The 14,099-nt window shown below is 58.3% G+C and carries 10 protein-coding genes; 5 read left to right on the forward strand and 5 right to left on the reverse strand.

The genetic code is table 11. The annotated features are described in order from the left end of the window. Window positions 1-61 precede the first annotated feature (61 nt). Window positions 62-880, reverse strand: coding sequence for a hypothetical protein (locus GVI59_RS15220; protein WP_242013148.1), 819 nt, complete (start codon window positions 878-880; stop codon window positions 62-64). A gap of 253 nt (window positions 881-1,133) precedes the next feature. Here GVI59_RS15220 and GVI59_RS19100 point away from each other — a divergent pair, with 253 nt between their 5' ends. Beyond that, window positions 1,134-1,280 (forward strand): hypothetical protein, encoded by a 147-nt coding sequence (locus GVI59_RS19100; protein WP_242013149.1) that lies wholly within the window; start codon window positions 1,134-1,136, stop codon window positions 1,278-1,280. Window positions 1,281-1,990: 710 nt separating this feature from the next. After that, window positions 1,991-4,408, forward strand: a complete 2,418-nt coding sequence (locus tag GVI59_RS15230; protein WP_173574994.1) for a TonB-dependent siderophore receptor — start codon at window positions 1,991-1,993, stop codon at window positions 4,406-4,408. Between the two features lie 267 nt (window positions 4,409-4,675). Here the strand turns inward: GVI59_RS15230 and GVI59_RS15235 are convergent, their stop codons facing one another. The 3 genes from GVI59_RS15235 to GVI59_RS15245 all read right to left on the reverse strand — a co-directional run bounded on the left by GVI59_RS15235 (window position 4,676) and on the right by GVI59_RS15245 (window position 9,757). Further along, window positions 4,676-4,954, reverse strand: coding sequence for a hypothetical protein (locus tag GVI59_RS15235; protein WP_173574995.1), 279 nt, complete (start codon window positions 4,952-4,954; stop codon window positions 4,676-4,678). Window positions 4,955-5,088: 134 nt separating this feature from the next. Continuing rightward, window positions 5,089-6,681 (reverse strand): bifunctional aspartate transaminase/aspartate 4-decarboxylase, encoded by a 1,593-nt coding sequence (locus GVI59_RS15240; RefSeq protein ID WP_173575021.1) that lies wholly within the window; start codon window positions 6,679-6,681, stop codon window positions 5,089-5,091. A gap of 106 nt (window positions 6,682-6,787) precedes the next feature. Beyond that, window positions 6,788-9,757, reverse strand: a complete 2,970-nt coding sequence (locus GVI59_RS15245; RefSeq protein WP_173574996.1) for an ATP-dependent DNA helicase — start codon at window positions 9,755-9,757, stop codon at window positions 6,788-6,790. A 363-nt stretch (window positions 9,758-10,120) separates the two neighbouring features. Between GVI59_RS15245 and GVI59_RS15255 the strand changes: the two genes are divergently transcribed. The 3 genes from GVI59_RS15255 to GVI59_RS15265 all read left to right on the forward strand — a co-directional run bounded on the left by GVI59_RS15255 (window position 10,121) and on the right by GVI59_RS15265 (window position 12,677). Further along, window positions 10,121-11,155: a hypothetical protein gene (locus GVI59_RS15255; protein WP_242013150.1), complete on the forward strand. Its 1,035-nt coding sequence runs from the start codon at window positions 10,121-10,123 to the stop codon at window positions 11,153-11,155. Between the two features lie 66 nt (window positions 11,156-11,221). Continuing rightward, window positions 11,222-12,064 (forward strand): PhzF family phenazine biosynthesis protein, encoded by an 843-nt coding sequence (locus tag GVI59_RS15260; protein ID WP_173574999.1) that lies wholly within the window; start codon window positions 11,222-11,224, stop codon window positions 12,062-12,064. A gap of 229 nt (window positions 12,065-12,293) precedes the next feature. Further along, complete coding sequence (locus tag GVI59_RS15265; RefSeq protein WP_173575000.1) at window positions 12,294-12,677, forward strand: hypothetical protein; 384 nt, start codon at window positions 12,294-12,296, stop codon at window positions 12,675-12,677. Between the two features lie 410 nt (window positions 12,678-13,087). Here GVI59_RS15265 and GVI59_RS15270 read toward each other — a convergent pair whose 3' ends face one another. Beyond that, on the reverse strand, window positions 13,088-14,005 hold the full coding sequence (locus tag GVI59_RS15270; protein ID WP_173575001.1) for a LysR family transcriptional regulator: 918 nt from the start codon (window positions 14,003-14,005) through the stop codon (window positions 13,088-13,090). Between the last annotated feature and the right edge of the window lie 94 nt (window positions 14,006-14,099).

A 14,099-nucleotide genomic window follows, 5' to 3' on the forward strand; every position in this document is an offset into this window, starting at 1 on the left:
CGCCGCCAGAAGCAGAATATCGTCAATATTCCAGATCGGGCTCCTGTGGGATGACTGAATTCTACAAAATGACCCGAAATTGCCTCAAGTGTGAGAAATCCGCGTCGAAAGTGCCGTCAGCAAGATGGCGCACCCTCTCCCCTTCCCGCTGCTGGGATGTCGCAACGCGGATATCCAGCAGCGAGGCGATACAGAGAAGAAACACCATCGCCAGACCGCCCGACAGACACATGACGGACAAGGGAGAAAAGAGAGCGCTATCCGGTGTCTGGATAACCGTGAGCCACTGATCGAATGGCAGGATGGACCCCATCGAGCCAAGCGGCACCAGCGCCAGGGTGAGCGCCAGAAGAATACTGGTGACAAGCCGGGGACGAGTCGCCAGAGGGTTGCCCAGTTCCCAGAAGGCAAAGGCGCACAGGGTCGCGCCCACAACCAGGACGCTCATCACTGCGGAAAGATCATACGCCAGTGTAGCGGGGCTGACCGTCGCCACCAGAATATCAAAAGCCGAAAAGGCCATACCAAACGCAAGCAGGGCGCCGGACATGATGGCTGTTTTAATGGAGCGCCTGACTTCCAGATAAAAATAGGCGGCGCCAACGGCGAAAACAAAAGTCAGCAGCCCTGTGATTTCAGTCGCGGGATGAGGAAAATTCCAGAGCAGATTGGGATAGGTCGACCAGAATGTATCAAAGAAGATCGCCAGATCTGCGACAGAAATAACCAACGAGAACAGCAGTATCCGAACAACAGATGGCCATGTTTTTCTGGAAAGAAAGAAGATCGCCAGCGCCGCAAAAAGAAACGCCTGCAGTATCACCGTCATATGCGAACGAACGTGCTGCTCACTGAGAAGAAATGTAAACAGCCGTTCCATGAACAAATCATTCCGCTAAAGGGCACATCAACTTTCTCAGGACTGTCGCACGCACTTCTTAACGATCGTATAAGGTCGAGAGACGGTCGGCTTAAAAAAGAGACGACCTCCGGAATAGACTTTAGAGTCTGTTAGGATATGGGCGATTACCGGACAGATCATGCGGTCGGCCCTGCTGATTCATTGCGCGACTGAAGCATGACGGAACGAGTCTGCTGTCCCGTCACAACACTGCGGGTCAAGAGATGGATGGTTGTCCCTGACGACACATCTGATGCTGGTCTGGATCTGGCAGATGCTGCAGGACCTCTGGTATTTTACACTGGCGCAGAGCGTTTTCCGCAGCCGTCTGGATGCGCTGCTGCCGTCAGCGCCGTGGTTACGAAGATTCCTTTTCTGAAACCGCAGGTACTGCGGCCAGTGGAATAAGCGGCCTATCGAAAGGAACCACCAGAAAAAGCACACTTACGAGACAGCGTTCCGACAGCCTCTCGGACGCATCATGCTGGACCGGGAACGAGATAAAGCCCGACGGGACGAGATGGCGAACCTGATGCTGCTGGGAGAGCAAGGCGTGATCACATGTCAGGTTACGTCACCATGAACTTAAATGGAAAAAGAAAATACACCACAGAACAGAACAGATCCGATAATTTCCACATCAATAAAGAACAATATACCTGAAAATATAATATATTTCAAACAAAATTCAGAAATACCATATAATAACTACCAATAAAACGCTCTCGTTACACTACTTCAATCGGGCCTGCCGCCGCCATTGGTAACCGGTTCCAGGCGCTCCTTCACCGTGAAGGATACCAGACGTTTCGCCTCTCCATTTCGTCCCGCACCTATGACAACAGAGTCAGAAAAAAGAGGCGATCACGGATAATGCTGATTTTATCATGATATTTACAAATGGGTTTCACATCCTGATGGCAGGATCATCGGACATGATTCGAACCTGTATTATTCTGGCAACACTAATTAACAATCGTCCATCACCAGCATGACTCGCTACCACGATATATAGACAATGCGGTCGCAAGAAGGGAATAAGGGGCCGACACCGTATTCCCCTGTTCATATTCCGGACGCACCTGCCCCATGTCCTGCCGTTTCCCTACTGCTTTCATTGTCGGAACGTTTGCATCTGCTCTGCTGACAACGTCCGCTCTGGCCTCCCCGCCTGTTTCATCACAGCCGGGCCAGACAGACGTACAGCCGGCGGCCAAAACCGCCGCGCCTCAGCCAGTCGTCAGCAAACCGGTAGCGATCAGGGCAGCGGACAACAGGACAAAGACCAGCCCGTCGCCAACCAGAGCCGCTCCCATTGCCGGAATACTGGATGGCTCCAATGGCGAAACGCTGACCATTCATGGTCATCATGCCGCCGATGGCACTGGCGCCAAATACATGAACAAGACTGTCTATCTTGGACCGCTGGGCAATCGGGACACGCTGAACACGCCTTACTCCGTCATGGGCGTTACGCACGACGTCATCGTCAATCAGCAGATCCGCAACCTCAACGATCTGGCTCAGTATCTGCCTTCCGTGCAACTGGAAGTCCGCGGCGACCCCAACACATCCCGTCCGCAGTCACGCGGGTTCGAGGCTGATGTCATTTCCAACTCCCGTCTGGACGGACTGAACGTGGTCTCCACCACACCGTACCCAGCGGAGTGGGTGGATAACCTGCAGGTTCTGAACGGTCTGGCAGGCGCAATGTACGGACCCCAGAACCCGGCCGGCGTCTTCGAATATACCCTGAAACGCCCGACTGACCGACGCACCGAACGCCTCTCCGTCGGCGTGGATTCCGTCGGCACACCGACCGTAAACGGCGATATTTCCGGTCGCCTCGGCAATAATGGCTGGTTCGGCTACCGCCTGAACATGCTGCACGCCGATGGCACGGCCTATACGCAGGGCAGTTCGATACGCCGTGAAATGGTCAGCGGCGATTTCGACATCCATCTGGACGACAAGACGGTCATCGAGTTGGATGCCAGCCATTATACCTATGACCAACGCGGCACGGCGCCCGGCTTCGGCATTCTGGCGACCGGTGTCGGTGGCGACAAGCTGCCCGAAGCTCCTGATCTGGGTAAACGCCTTGCTCCACAGTGGAGCGGTTACAACATGGAAACCAACACGTTCCTTGCCAAGATCAAGCACCAGATCAACGAGAACTGGAGCTTCACCCTCGGCGGTCTGTATCAGGATGCTGCGCGTCAGTCCTTTGGCGTGGCCGATACGCTGTGCGACGGCGGCAAGACCTGCGGTGGAAAGACAGGCAGTGACGGCTGGTACAGCTCGAAAGCGACCGCCACGACCACAGCTGACGATTTCCGTGTCGGCAGTAACATGGCCTATTTCAACGGTCGTGTTTACACCGGTCCGATCCGGCATGATCTGGTCATCGGCACCAACGGCTACATGATGGGCAATTACAACCCGGTCGCCGCCGTGACGCCTGCACAGAACCTCGGCGTCATGAACATGTATGGCGCTTCCCCCAACGGCGGAACGCAGCCCTATTATCGTGGGCGTTACAAATCCAGCAGCGTGACCAGTCAGTCCTTCATCATCGGTGACACGCTGAAGATCAACGAGCACTGGTCGATCATGGGGACGCTGGCGTGGAGCTGGATCAATCAGGAAGGTGCGCTGAACGCCGCCAGTCCGCTCATGAAGAGATTCAGCAAATCGGCGGCTTTCAGCCCGACCACAAGCATCATGTACAAGCCGACCGAGAACCAGACGATCTACTTCACATATGGTCGATCGGTCGAAGCCGGACCCGTCACGCCGAACAGCGCCAGCTATACCAACACAAACATTGCGCTCCCGATTGCGCACTCGGAAGAATATGAAGTCGGCTACAAACTGCGTTTCCTCAAGAAAATGCAGTTCAACGTCGCCGGTTTCCGGATCACCTCTCCGTACGCCATGTATGTCGCTGCGGCGAACCCGTCACAGGGCTGTGCTGCGGAAACCAACTGCCAGACCTATCAATATGGCGGAACGCAGCGCAATTATGGCGTGGAAGCCCAGATTTCGGGTGAAGTCCTGCCCAACCTGTCCGTTCTTGCAGGCATGACCTGGCTGGATGCGGAACTGGTCCACGCGGCCTCCTCCACGCTCAACAAGAAGGAAATCGTCGGTGCAGCGCCTCTTCAGGCGAGCATCCTGCTAGATTACCGACTGCCGGCATCGCTTGGCTCCTTCGCTTCCGGCTGGGCCTTCAATGCCGGCGTGCATTACATGGGCAACCGCGCGGCCAACGTCACCAACACGCTGCATACCGGCTCATACACCACTCTTGAACTCGGCACGCGCTATGCCTTCCATGTCGCCAAGTTTCCGTGGGTTGCCCGGTTCGGTGTCAGCAACGTGACGAACGAACGCTACTGGGCCTCCGTTTATACCGGTGCGCCCAGCGGCACATCAGGCGCAGCGTCCAGCCTGTATGCCGGACTGCCCCGCGTCTATCACTTCACCCTGTCTGCGGAATTCTGACGGACAGGTTTTGAAGGGGCATCGTTGATCCGACGGTGCCCCGGAAAGAAGAGCAGGCCAAATTTCCTGCAACCGCGACCGACTCACGAATAGAAAACCTCGCATCAGCCAAGCGAACCTTCGCCACGTACAGGCTGCCAGAATAGCCGTCCGCGCACAGGATATTTACCCGGCGCGTCTGCCATTCACATCATAAGCTTCATCGCAAAGAAGAAGGCTGCCTCTCTGGCGCCGCACCTCTCGCGCTTTGGCTGGAGAGGATCTCTTTCAGAGAGACACACACCATTCAGCGGGCAGGCTTTGCTTCACGGCGGCGCGGGCCTGTAGATCCAGATCCAGCACAAACTTGAGCACCGTTGCGGACAGACGGATCATGTCTTCCGTGGTCTGATCCTCTTCGGCAAGGTTGCTCGCACATTGTCCCGCCCAGGCGATTATGACCGGATCGGTGGACGCAAATCGCGAAACGCAGGCCCTGAGCTCTGCCAGTTCCTCGGTCGCGGGTTGTTGGACATCACTGTCCGGATGGTGATTCTGAAATTCCATGGATTGGTTTAACCCCTGTGAACAACGATTTTTCGTTCCAGCAAGGGTCACAGAGAAGACTTAGCATTGGGTTAAGTCGGGCTCTCGTCTGCGGGAGTCGAGCCAACTCCCGCAGAAAAAACCGTTTTTCGACCTCAGTTGTGAGACTTCAGGAACGCCTGATAGTACTCATCGGCCATTTTCCGAAGCGACCGACCGATGGACACGTACTGATATTCATCAAGATTGGCCAGGGAAGCACGGGCCGCCGGGCGCTGAAGACCGAAGCCCTGTCCCGGCAACAGAACAATTCCCGTCTCGTCGGCGATCCGGAACAGAAGCTCGCTCGAACTGGACCGCGTAGCCACCCATTCGGCAAACTCATCGCCATACAGGGTGCGACAGATGCTCTTGAGATCGAGCATGGTGTAGTAATTGACCCCATTGGGATCATCCGGCGGCGCTACGCCGAGCGCCTTGTAAAGCGTCGCCTCACGGCGGCGGAGAAGATTTTTGACCGTCTGCTTGTAGTGGTCGTTCTCATCCATCAGGCAGAACAGACAGAACATCACCATCTGCACCTGCTGCGGCGTGGACAGGCCCGCCGTATGATTCAGCGCAACCAGACGACTGTCGGCCACAATTCGGTCAAGGAATTTCAGACTGCCCGGATCAGTCGTCAGACTGGAATAACGCTCCGCCAGTTCCGCCGTAAGCTTCGGCGGCAGTTTGCGGACAAGCTCATCAATCGCGTTGTCCTTGTGCATGCCGATAACGCCGAGACGCCAGCCCGTCGCGCCAAAATACTTCGAGAAGGAATAGACAAGAATCGTATTGCGTGGGCAGACGGCGAACAGCGAGCGGAAGTCGTCGGCAAAGGTTCCATACACATCATCGGTGATGATGATGAGATCCGGACGATCATTCTGCACGATCCCGGCGATGGCCTGCATGGACGCGTCGTCCATTTTCACAGCAGTCGGATTACCCGGATTGACGCAGAAGAAGATCTTGACCGCAGGGTCTTTCAGCTTTTCCAGCTCTTCCCGCGGATACTGCCAGCCTGTCTCCTGCGTGGCATGGATGCCGATTTCCTCAAGCCCGAACTCCTCGAGGTGCGGGATTTCGATATAGGGCGAGAAGATCGGCATACCGAGCGCCACCTTGTCACCCTTTTCAATCAGCCCGTTCTGCTTCAGCGAGTTGAAGATATACGCCATGGCCGACGCGCCGCCTTCGACACCGAAGAAGTCCACTTCCTCCCGCGCCAGCGTGCCGCCGGTCATCTCATTCAGCACATAATGCCCGGTAATCTGCTCGCTCAACGGCAGCATGCGGGGCGGCGTGGGATAATGGCAGCCCAGAATGCCTTCCGCCATTTCATGCAGGAAAGCTGCGGCGGACAATCCCATCTGATCGCGCACGTAACTGATCGCGCGGGTCAGAAAACGGATCCCGTCCTGCCCGCGTTTTTCGGACAGGAAGCGATCGAAGCGATCCTCGATCCCCTCCATCCGGGCATGTCCGCCAATCCCTGCCGTCAGATAGGAAAAGGACCGCTCGGACTCCGCCAGCGCGAACTGTCCGAAGTGAAAGAAAGCGGACCGCGGCAAGGTGGCCAGAAAGTTCGGATTGCCGCGACCGGCGTTGAGCATGGTGCGCCCCGACTTTCGGGTGGCCATGCGGATGAGTTTGTCCTTCAGTTCAAAAGGGCTGAGATTCTTGAAACGCCTGTTGTCGGAAACCATCATTCATTCCTTTCGGCGCAGACCGGTCGGGACAGACTGGGCCGGATCGTTTCTGTTGAAACCTAGGGTGCCTCAACTTACGCAGAAACATAACCTTTGCCGGTATTTAGTTTTCTTCTGCGAAAAAAGTTCTGATCTCTTCCACAGCTGCAGCGATTCCGAGCCTGTGCGGAATCACCCCCGAGGGAAACGCACTGAGCAGCCGGGACGGCGTGCGCCGATCCAGCAGCACAAACACGCCGCGATCCGTACGTGTCCGGATAAGGCGACCGAAAGCCTGCCTGAGCCGCAGACGCGCCAGCCGGTCATCATAAAGGCGCGGATTACCCTGCGAGAGATGCATCCGCCTCTCACGATGCAGAATGTCAGGACGCGGCCATGGCACCCGCTCGAAGGCGACAAGACGGAGCGCATGGCCCGGCACATCAACACCGTCGCGCATCGCATCCGTGCCGAGCAGGCAGGAGTCCGTCTCCGTGCGGAACACATCGACGAGCGTGGCGTTATCCATCGCATCGACGTGTTGCGCGTAGAGAGGGATGCCCTCTTCCTCCAGAGGCGCTGCAATCTTGCGATGCACCGTGCGCAACCGCTCAATGGCCGTGAACAGCCCGAGCCCTCCGCCCCCGGACGCCAGAAAGAGCGCCTGAAACGCTGCGGCAAGCGTGTCAGGATCGTCATGCGCGACATCGTTGATAATGAACACGCGGGTCTGGCGGGAATAGTCGAACGGACTGGCCAGAGAGGCCCGCAACGCTGGCGACGGCAGATGGCTGGCTCCGACACGCGCCTCGGCGGCTTCCCAGATCTGTTCGGCTTCGGCGGACTGATCGGTGTCCGTCTCGTCACGCAGGGTCGCCGAGGTGATGAGCAGGCCGTGCGCCGGTGCGGCCAGCACGGCGGCGAACGGCAGGGTTGGGTCAAGCCAGTGCTGATGCAGCCCGACATCCTGCTCGCCCCGCCGCTGGCCTTCCCGCGCCTCAAGGCGGATGAAGCGGATGAACTGCGGCGGTCCGACCTCGTCAGGCGGTGTGCAGAAAGTGGTGAGCATCGACACCCATCCGTCGAGACGTCCGATGGCGCGACGCTGCAACGACCGGATCGTCGCCTCGATGCGGGCGCGGGCGGCGGTGTCGAGAGTGTCCGTATCCTCGCGCAGCTTGTCTTCCAGCCGATTGACGAGCGTGCGGAGCGGCTCAGCGATACGGCTCAGCGCCCGGGCGAGCGTATCGGCGGCCTCGCCAAGCCCGTCGATCATCGGATGCAGATCGCACTCACTGCCATTCCGGCGCACGGGACCATTGCCGACCGTGCGGGCCAGCACCTGATCACGCAGCAACCGCAGCACGGCCTCGGTCGGATTGTCGATGACCGGCTCAACAAGCTGAACGGGTGCAGGCAGAGGGAAGAGCGAGGCCGTCACATCTTCCGGTTCCGGCGGCTCTTCCGCCCTGTCCGTCTGCGGTTCGATCCACAGACGACCGGACCAGCCCGGCGCGGGCAACGCCTTCGCGGCCAGCAGGGCGGCATCCAGCGGCGTTTCGAGGCGTGGATTGCCCGCCACGAGATCATCAAGGCGGCGACGCAATCCCCTCGCCCGCGAGCGGCTGCCTTCCGCGCCGAGCAGCCAGCGCCGGAGCTCCGCCGCTTCCAGTCCGGACAGTTCAAGCGCGAACGCCCCGTCCGCCGCATCGGCGAGATGATGCCCCTCGTCGAATACATAGCGCGTGGGGATGCCGTCCTCGTCGGGCACGGCTTCTTCCGGCGTGGCCTCAGGCTGGTCGCCCTGTTCCAGTGCGGGCAGACCCTGCGACTGCGCCCATGCCGCCTGCGCCATGACCAGTGCGTGATTGGCGATCACCAGATCCGCGTCCTGCGCCCGGCGGATGGAATGTTCCACAAAGCAGCGCTGATAGTGCGGGCAGGCGCCGTGGATACACTCGCCGCGCCGGTCGGCAGTCGCGGACAGCACACCATGACCGAGAATGTCGCCGAACCAGCCGGGGAGATCGCCGCCGAACAGGTCGCCTTCCATCGTCGCCATACCCCAGCGGGCAAGCAGAGCGAGGGCAATGACCGGCCCCGGACCACGCGTGGGGGCGATATTCACCGCCTCTTCCATGTTGAGCAGGCAGAGATAGTTCTCACGCCCCTTGCGCACCACCACATGGTTGCGGCGCACGGCGGGATCCGGGTGCAGGCGCGCCGTTTCCGCCTCGATCTGGCGCTGGAGATGGCGTGTATAGGTGCTGATCCAGACCGCGCCACCATTACGTTCGGCCCAGAGACTGGCGGGCGCGATATAGCCGAGCGTCTTTCCCGTGCCGGTCCCGGCTTCCGCCAGCACGACACGTGGGAAGCCCATTCCCTCGCGCGGTGCGAAGGCATGCGTGGCGACATCGGCGAAATCGGCCTGTCCCACACGGACTTCCGCGTCAGGACCGAGAATCTGACCCAGCCGGGTGCGGGCCTCCGCTGGCGTGACCGGATTGGAGCCAGGCGGTGGTCTGCGGGCCGTATCCTCCCATTTGGGAAGCTGGTCCCATATGCGCAGCGCCTCGCCGGGCTGCATCGCCTCACGCGACAGCGGACCGGTGATCTCCAGCGCTTCCATGACCGCGCCACTCCAGATCCAGCCGGTCTGCGCCAGACGGGTGGCGAGAGCGGCGAGGAACGGATGAGACGGCGTGTTCTTCAGGGCGCGCAGGTCTGTCAGCAGACGTGCGGCGAGGTCGGGCAATGTATTCGCCTCGACGCGCCGCCCATCAAAATCACCGAGACCAAGCGCGATGGCCAGCCCGCGCGGCGTAGGAGCGACGGAGCGGGCGGGATGCACAAAGGCGAAGAGCTCAAGCAGATCAAACCACGGAGCCGGTTGTCCGGGCGGCGTCATGCCCAGCATCCGGGCCGTCGCCGGTGCATGCACGACGAGGGGAGTTGGTTCCTCCTGCAGAAACTGCTTCGCCCGCGTCCGGTTGAGCGTCAGCAGTTCTCCGTCAACGGTGAGGCAGGAAAAGAAGCCATGACCGGCGACAAGAGCAGGCGCTTCATACGGAGAGGGAAAGGCAGCGGACATCTGGCCCGCAGTCTAGCGCAGGATGGCAGGGGCGCAATCCGGAAGCTGAACCGCTCCGGAGCAGGTGGAGGCCATGTGAAAGAGTGAAGAGCTTTTGATGGCGTCCTGACTGACTGATTTCAGACATAGCGCGATGTCCTGCCGCTCTGTCCTGTGGACAGGGCAGCGGTTCCTGCGCAGCAGCGCTGACCCTTCCGAGGAAGAGAAATCGGCGCCTGTCGCAGTCCGCCTGACCTTCATGTATGGCCGTCCGTCTGACCCCGGCTACGCAATCCGGTCCGGAGCATGGCGTGGCCGATGTTTCTTCCTTCAGACAGAAAGCCTAAAGTAAACATAATGTTTCTCCTGAGGAAGGCTGCCGCCATGACGTTCAACACTCATCGGAAGATGCTTCTTCTGCCGGCTTTGCTCCTGTCCTGCCTGTCCGTGAGTTGTCTCTCCGGCACCGCCGGGGCAGCGGACCCGGGAATAGAGGCTGACGCGTCCGTCACGACGGTTACGAAGGGCCTCACGCGGAAGCCGCTGTATCCTTTCCATGTTCCACCGGGACAGAGTCTTGTCGGAATTGACGGCTATGTGGAAACCACGTCCCCTTCCGACCACTTCAGTGAAGCCCTGATCTCCCTGCATATGGCCACCTCGCCCGCCTGCCCCGGTCAGGGCGAGGATGTCGGTGATTACGCCGCCATCAATGCGCATTTTCCGAACATCACGCTGGCGGCCCCCATCGTCAAACAGAACGCGCCCGACCACCAGCGCATCCCTGTGCACATTCACCTCGCCAGACCTTTTCCGTTGAAGTCCTGCCTGTTTCTCATTCTCGACGGCTCGGATTTTGCCGTAAAATCCTACACGATGAGGGCGCATCTGCATGTGACCACCACACCCACACCACAGCCTCCGGAACCCTTTGAACTCAGCGGCGCGATGTCGGACGAATTCCTCATGTCGCCGCAAAAGCATGAAACCGCCTACAAGGTTTATCATGTACCCAAAGACAGGATGATCTTCTCAATCGACGGCAATGTCGCAGCAGTCGCTGGACCCGGCGTGGTTTTCCGGACGCCGCTGCACTGGTGGGTCGTGTCGCATTCCGTCTTTCTCGAGCATGGCGGCTGCCCGCAATTTCCGCGTGACGGCACCTATACGGACAACCCCGCTCTGGATGCCTTCATGTTTCAGCCTCAGACCACCACACTGCATACGGTTTACCTCAAGGGAGAAGGCGTTTCGTATCCCAATACACCCTTCACCTTGCAGCCAAAGGATCCGATCCTTGTCCGCAAGGGAGATTGTCTGATTCACGGCGTAAGGGCGATGGGCGCTGACGAACCCGGCGGACGTCCGGCGGACGGGATCAACACGGAAAGCCAGATTTTCATGGAAATGACACCGTAACCGGAAAGAGTCTGAATCACGTAATCCGTTTCCTTATTCCGTCCCGATTCCAGCAGGACATCCCTGATGACGCAGCTTGAGTTCCAACAGGTCGACGTATTTTCAGCGACGCCTTTCAAGGGCAATCCGGTCGCCGTTGTTCTCGGAGCGGACGATCTGACGACAGAACAGATGGCGGCTTTTGCCAGTTGGACCAACCTGAGTGAAACAACGTTCCTGCTCAGACCGACTTCACCGCAAGCCGACTATCGGGTCCGTATCTTCACCCCCGAAACAGAACTACCATTTGCTGGCCATCCCACGCTGGGAAGCTGTCATGCATGGCTGATGTCTGGTGACCGTCCCCGCAGTAAAACAGTCATACAGGAATGTGGCATCGGGCTTGTGCCCATTCGTTCTACGGAAGAACGCCTTGCTTTTGTTGCGCCAGAACTTCTTCGGTCCGGCCCAATCGACGAAGCGCTTTTAAGTCGTGTTGCGCACGGATTGAGGATTCCACCTTCTTCCATCCAGGCATCCGCATGGACGGATAATGGTCCCGGCTGGCTCTCTGTTCTGCTCGGTTCTCGAGAAGAGGTTCTGGCGCTTGAACCGGATTACGCGAGCCTGGCAGATCTGAGCATTGGGGTGACTGGTCCATGGAATCCAGCCACTGATGGAACGGAAGCACAATTTGAAGTGCGTGCTTTCGCCATGAGTTCTGGTGTCAACGAAGATCCTGTTACCGGCAGTCTGAATGCCGGGCTGGCTCAATGGCTGATTGGAAGTGGGCGAGCGCCCCAACATTATATTGCCAGTCAGGGTGCCCGGCTCGGTCGGAATGGTCTGGTGCATGTTGATCACGAGAATGGAAAAGTCTGGATCGGTGGTTCAACCATCACAAGAATTACAGGGACGCTGCAGGTTTGAAAGCAGCCCGCACAACACAGAACACCAGAAATTCTTATCCAGTTCAGCAAGAAACTGGATGTATGTTAAAGGACGTTTTCTGACCTTCTGAAAAGCCCAAGGGTGAGTGAACTTCAGAAAATCGACTCAGACAAATCACTCCGTTATATGAGCAGTATTCTTCAACGTAGGTTTCAAGGGGCAGTCTGTGCAGTGTGAATGGCGTCGATCTTACGACAGGCTGGTTCCGATGCTGATCAAGGAACACTTCGGTAATCCCGGTGGCCTGACGCGGCAGTTTCCTTACATGAAATCGACATTCCCGTGGAAAGACGAAGACTTCATTCTCACGGCAGAAGCGCTCGCCAATCCAGACAACAAATATCATGGTCTTGAGCGACTTGCCGAAGAGTCCCATCGGGCCGGATCATGGCAACTCGCAGGAGAGTACTGGCTGATTGCAGCGGGCTGGCGTCGCAACACGATGGACGCCAATAACGAATACCACCAGGAAGCATTGCAGTTTGCCTTGCGCCATGTCGAATATAACAGAGCGCTGGCTGAGTGGAAAAAGAAGAAGCTCAGCAGAAACGCCATGCCCTATCCCGAACTGTTCGGGCTTGCTGACGACTGACTATCGACATTTCAAACGATAGAGACTGATTGCAGGCGCTTCTCTTTGTAAAACGAAAGAAGATGGGCAGATCAGAAACCTCGCTGGTCCACCTTTCGCCTTGCAGCCAAAGGGTCGGCCACGGGCGTCGATGTTTTCTCGGGAACAAAAGAGATTTCTGAACTGTTCGAAATATAAATGTCCGGGCTTACGCCTTGTCCGCCCATCGTCAGAAGCCACATGCGTGAGCGGATCAGTTCCTGACGTTACACACCACGTTTATACGTCAGCTTTGCGGAATCCTGTCCGGTCAGACGCTGCAATCGGCTACTCTGTTCCACAGGACAGAACGCGCATACCGATCCCCGTACACCCTGAGCGCCTGAATGACAGGCGTCTGTGTCTTTCCCAGAGCGGTCAGAACATGTCCCTCATGCGGCTGCAGTTCGGGACGGCAGGAAGAGCGCCTGCTCGGCACGGGTCTCATTCCGCAACACCCGACACAGATGGCCAAGCCGCGATGACCCCGCTTCATCTCCCCGCGTGATCAGCCAGTAGGTCCGGAGCAGACTGATCTCTTCCGGCATGACGCGCACAAGCCCGGGCGTTGATTCCGCCACAAACGCAGGCAGGACGCCAAGACAGAGTCCGGCCTGAACCGCTGCTTTCTGCGCCTGAATACTGGAGTTCTGAATCCGCACCTGTCGGGAATCGATTCCAACCTCCGCCAGATAATCCAGAGAAGGCGAGAAAACGAGTTCATCGACATAACCTGCGAAGATATGATCCGCGAGGTCTCCCCGGTTCCTGACCGGTCCATGTCGTCGCAGATAATCAGGGCTGGCATAGATGAACAGACGATAATCCGTCAGTTCTTCCGCATGAAACCGGTCTCCGGAAGGACGGGTGAGACTGATGGCGAGATCCGCCTGACGACGGGAAAGAGAAACGATCTGCTGGATCGTCACCATCTCTACGGTCAGATCCGGATTGGCTTCCAGTAGCGCGCCGATCCGCGGGGCGAGGAAGAAATTCCCGAATCCTTCCAGCGCGCTGATCCGCACCGTGCCGGACAGACCACCTCCGGCGCTGAACGCCACCTCCTGCGCCTCGCGCTCCATCGCCTCCACACCGGCCAGCAACTGTTCACCTTGTCGTGTAAGACGGTAGCCGCGTGGGTGCCGCTCAAAGAGCGTGGCGTCCATTGTCTGTTCCAGAGACTGAATCCTCCGGGCAACCGTCGTGTGCTCCACGCCCAGTTCCCGCGCGGCCACGGACAGCGCTCCACCGCGGGAAACAGCCAGAAAATACTGCAGGTCACGCCAGTCGAGCCCTCGTCTTCCGTGCATACTTCGCTCCTTCTCAGCCCATATCTCAAAATGTCCGTGCATTTTTGCACATGGGATGGGCGAAAACGCCAGATTTTCTGTCCGTTCGCATCGT

The organism is Acetobacter sicerae, assembly GCF_011516765.1.
In the GTDB taxonomy this organism is placed as follows: domain Bacteria; phylum Pseudomonadota; class Alphaproteobacteria; order Acetobacterales; family Acetobacteraceae; genus Acetobacter; species Acetobacter sicerae.

What these genes read in the sequence shown, in the direction of transcription:
- GVI59_RS15220 (WP_242013148.1), bottom strand. Translation starts at nt 880, where the DNA reads ATGGAACGGCTGTTTACATTTCTTCTCAGTGAGCAGCACGTTCGTTCG.
- GVI59_RS15230 (WP_173574994.1), top strand. Translation starts at nt 1,991, where the DNA reads ATGTCCTGCCGTTTCCCTACTGCTTTCATTGTCGGAACGTTTGCATCT.
- GVI59_RS15235 (WP_173574995.1), bottom strand. Translation starts at nt 4,954, where the DNA reads ATGGAATTTCAGAATCACCATCCGGACAGTGATGTCCAACAACCCGCG.
- GVI59_RS15240 (WP_173575021.1), bottom strand. Translation starts at nt 6,681, where the DNA reads ATGGTTTCCGACAACAGGCGTTTCAAGAATCTCAGCCCTTTTGAACTG.
- GVI59_RS15245 (WP_173574996.1), bottom strand. Translation starts at nt 9,757, where the DNA reads ATGTCCGCTGCCTTTCCCTCTCCGTATGAAGCGCCTGCTCTTGTCGCC.
- GVI59_RS15255 (WP_242013150.1), top strand. Translation starts at nt 10,121, where the DNA reads ATGACGTTCAACACTCATCGGAAGATGCTTCTTCTGCCGGCTTTGCTC.
- GVI59_RS15260 (WP_173574999.1), top strand. Translation starts at nt 11,222, where the DNA reads ATGACGCAGCTTGAGTTCCAACAGGTCGACGTATTTTCAGCGACGCCT.
- GVI59_RS15265 (WP_173575000.1), top strand. Translation starts at nt 12,294, where the DNA reads ATGCTGATCAAGGAACACTTCGGTAATCCCGGTGGCCTGACGCGGCAG.
- GVI59_RS15270 (WP_173575001.1), bottom strand. Translation starts at nt 14,005, where the DNA reads ATGCACGGAAGACGAGGGCTCGACTGGCGTGACCTGCAGTATTTTCTG.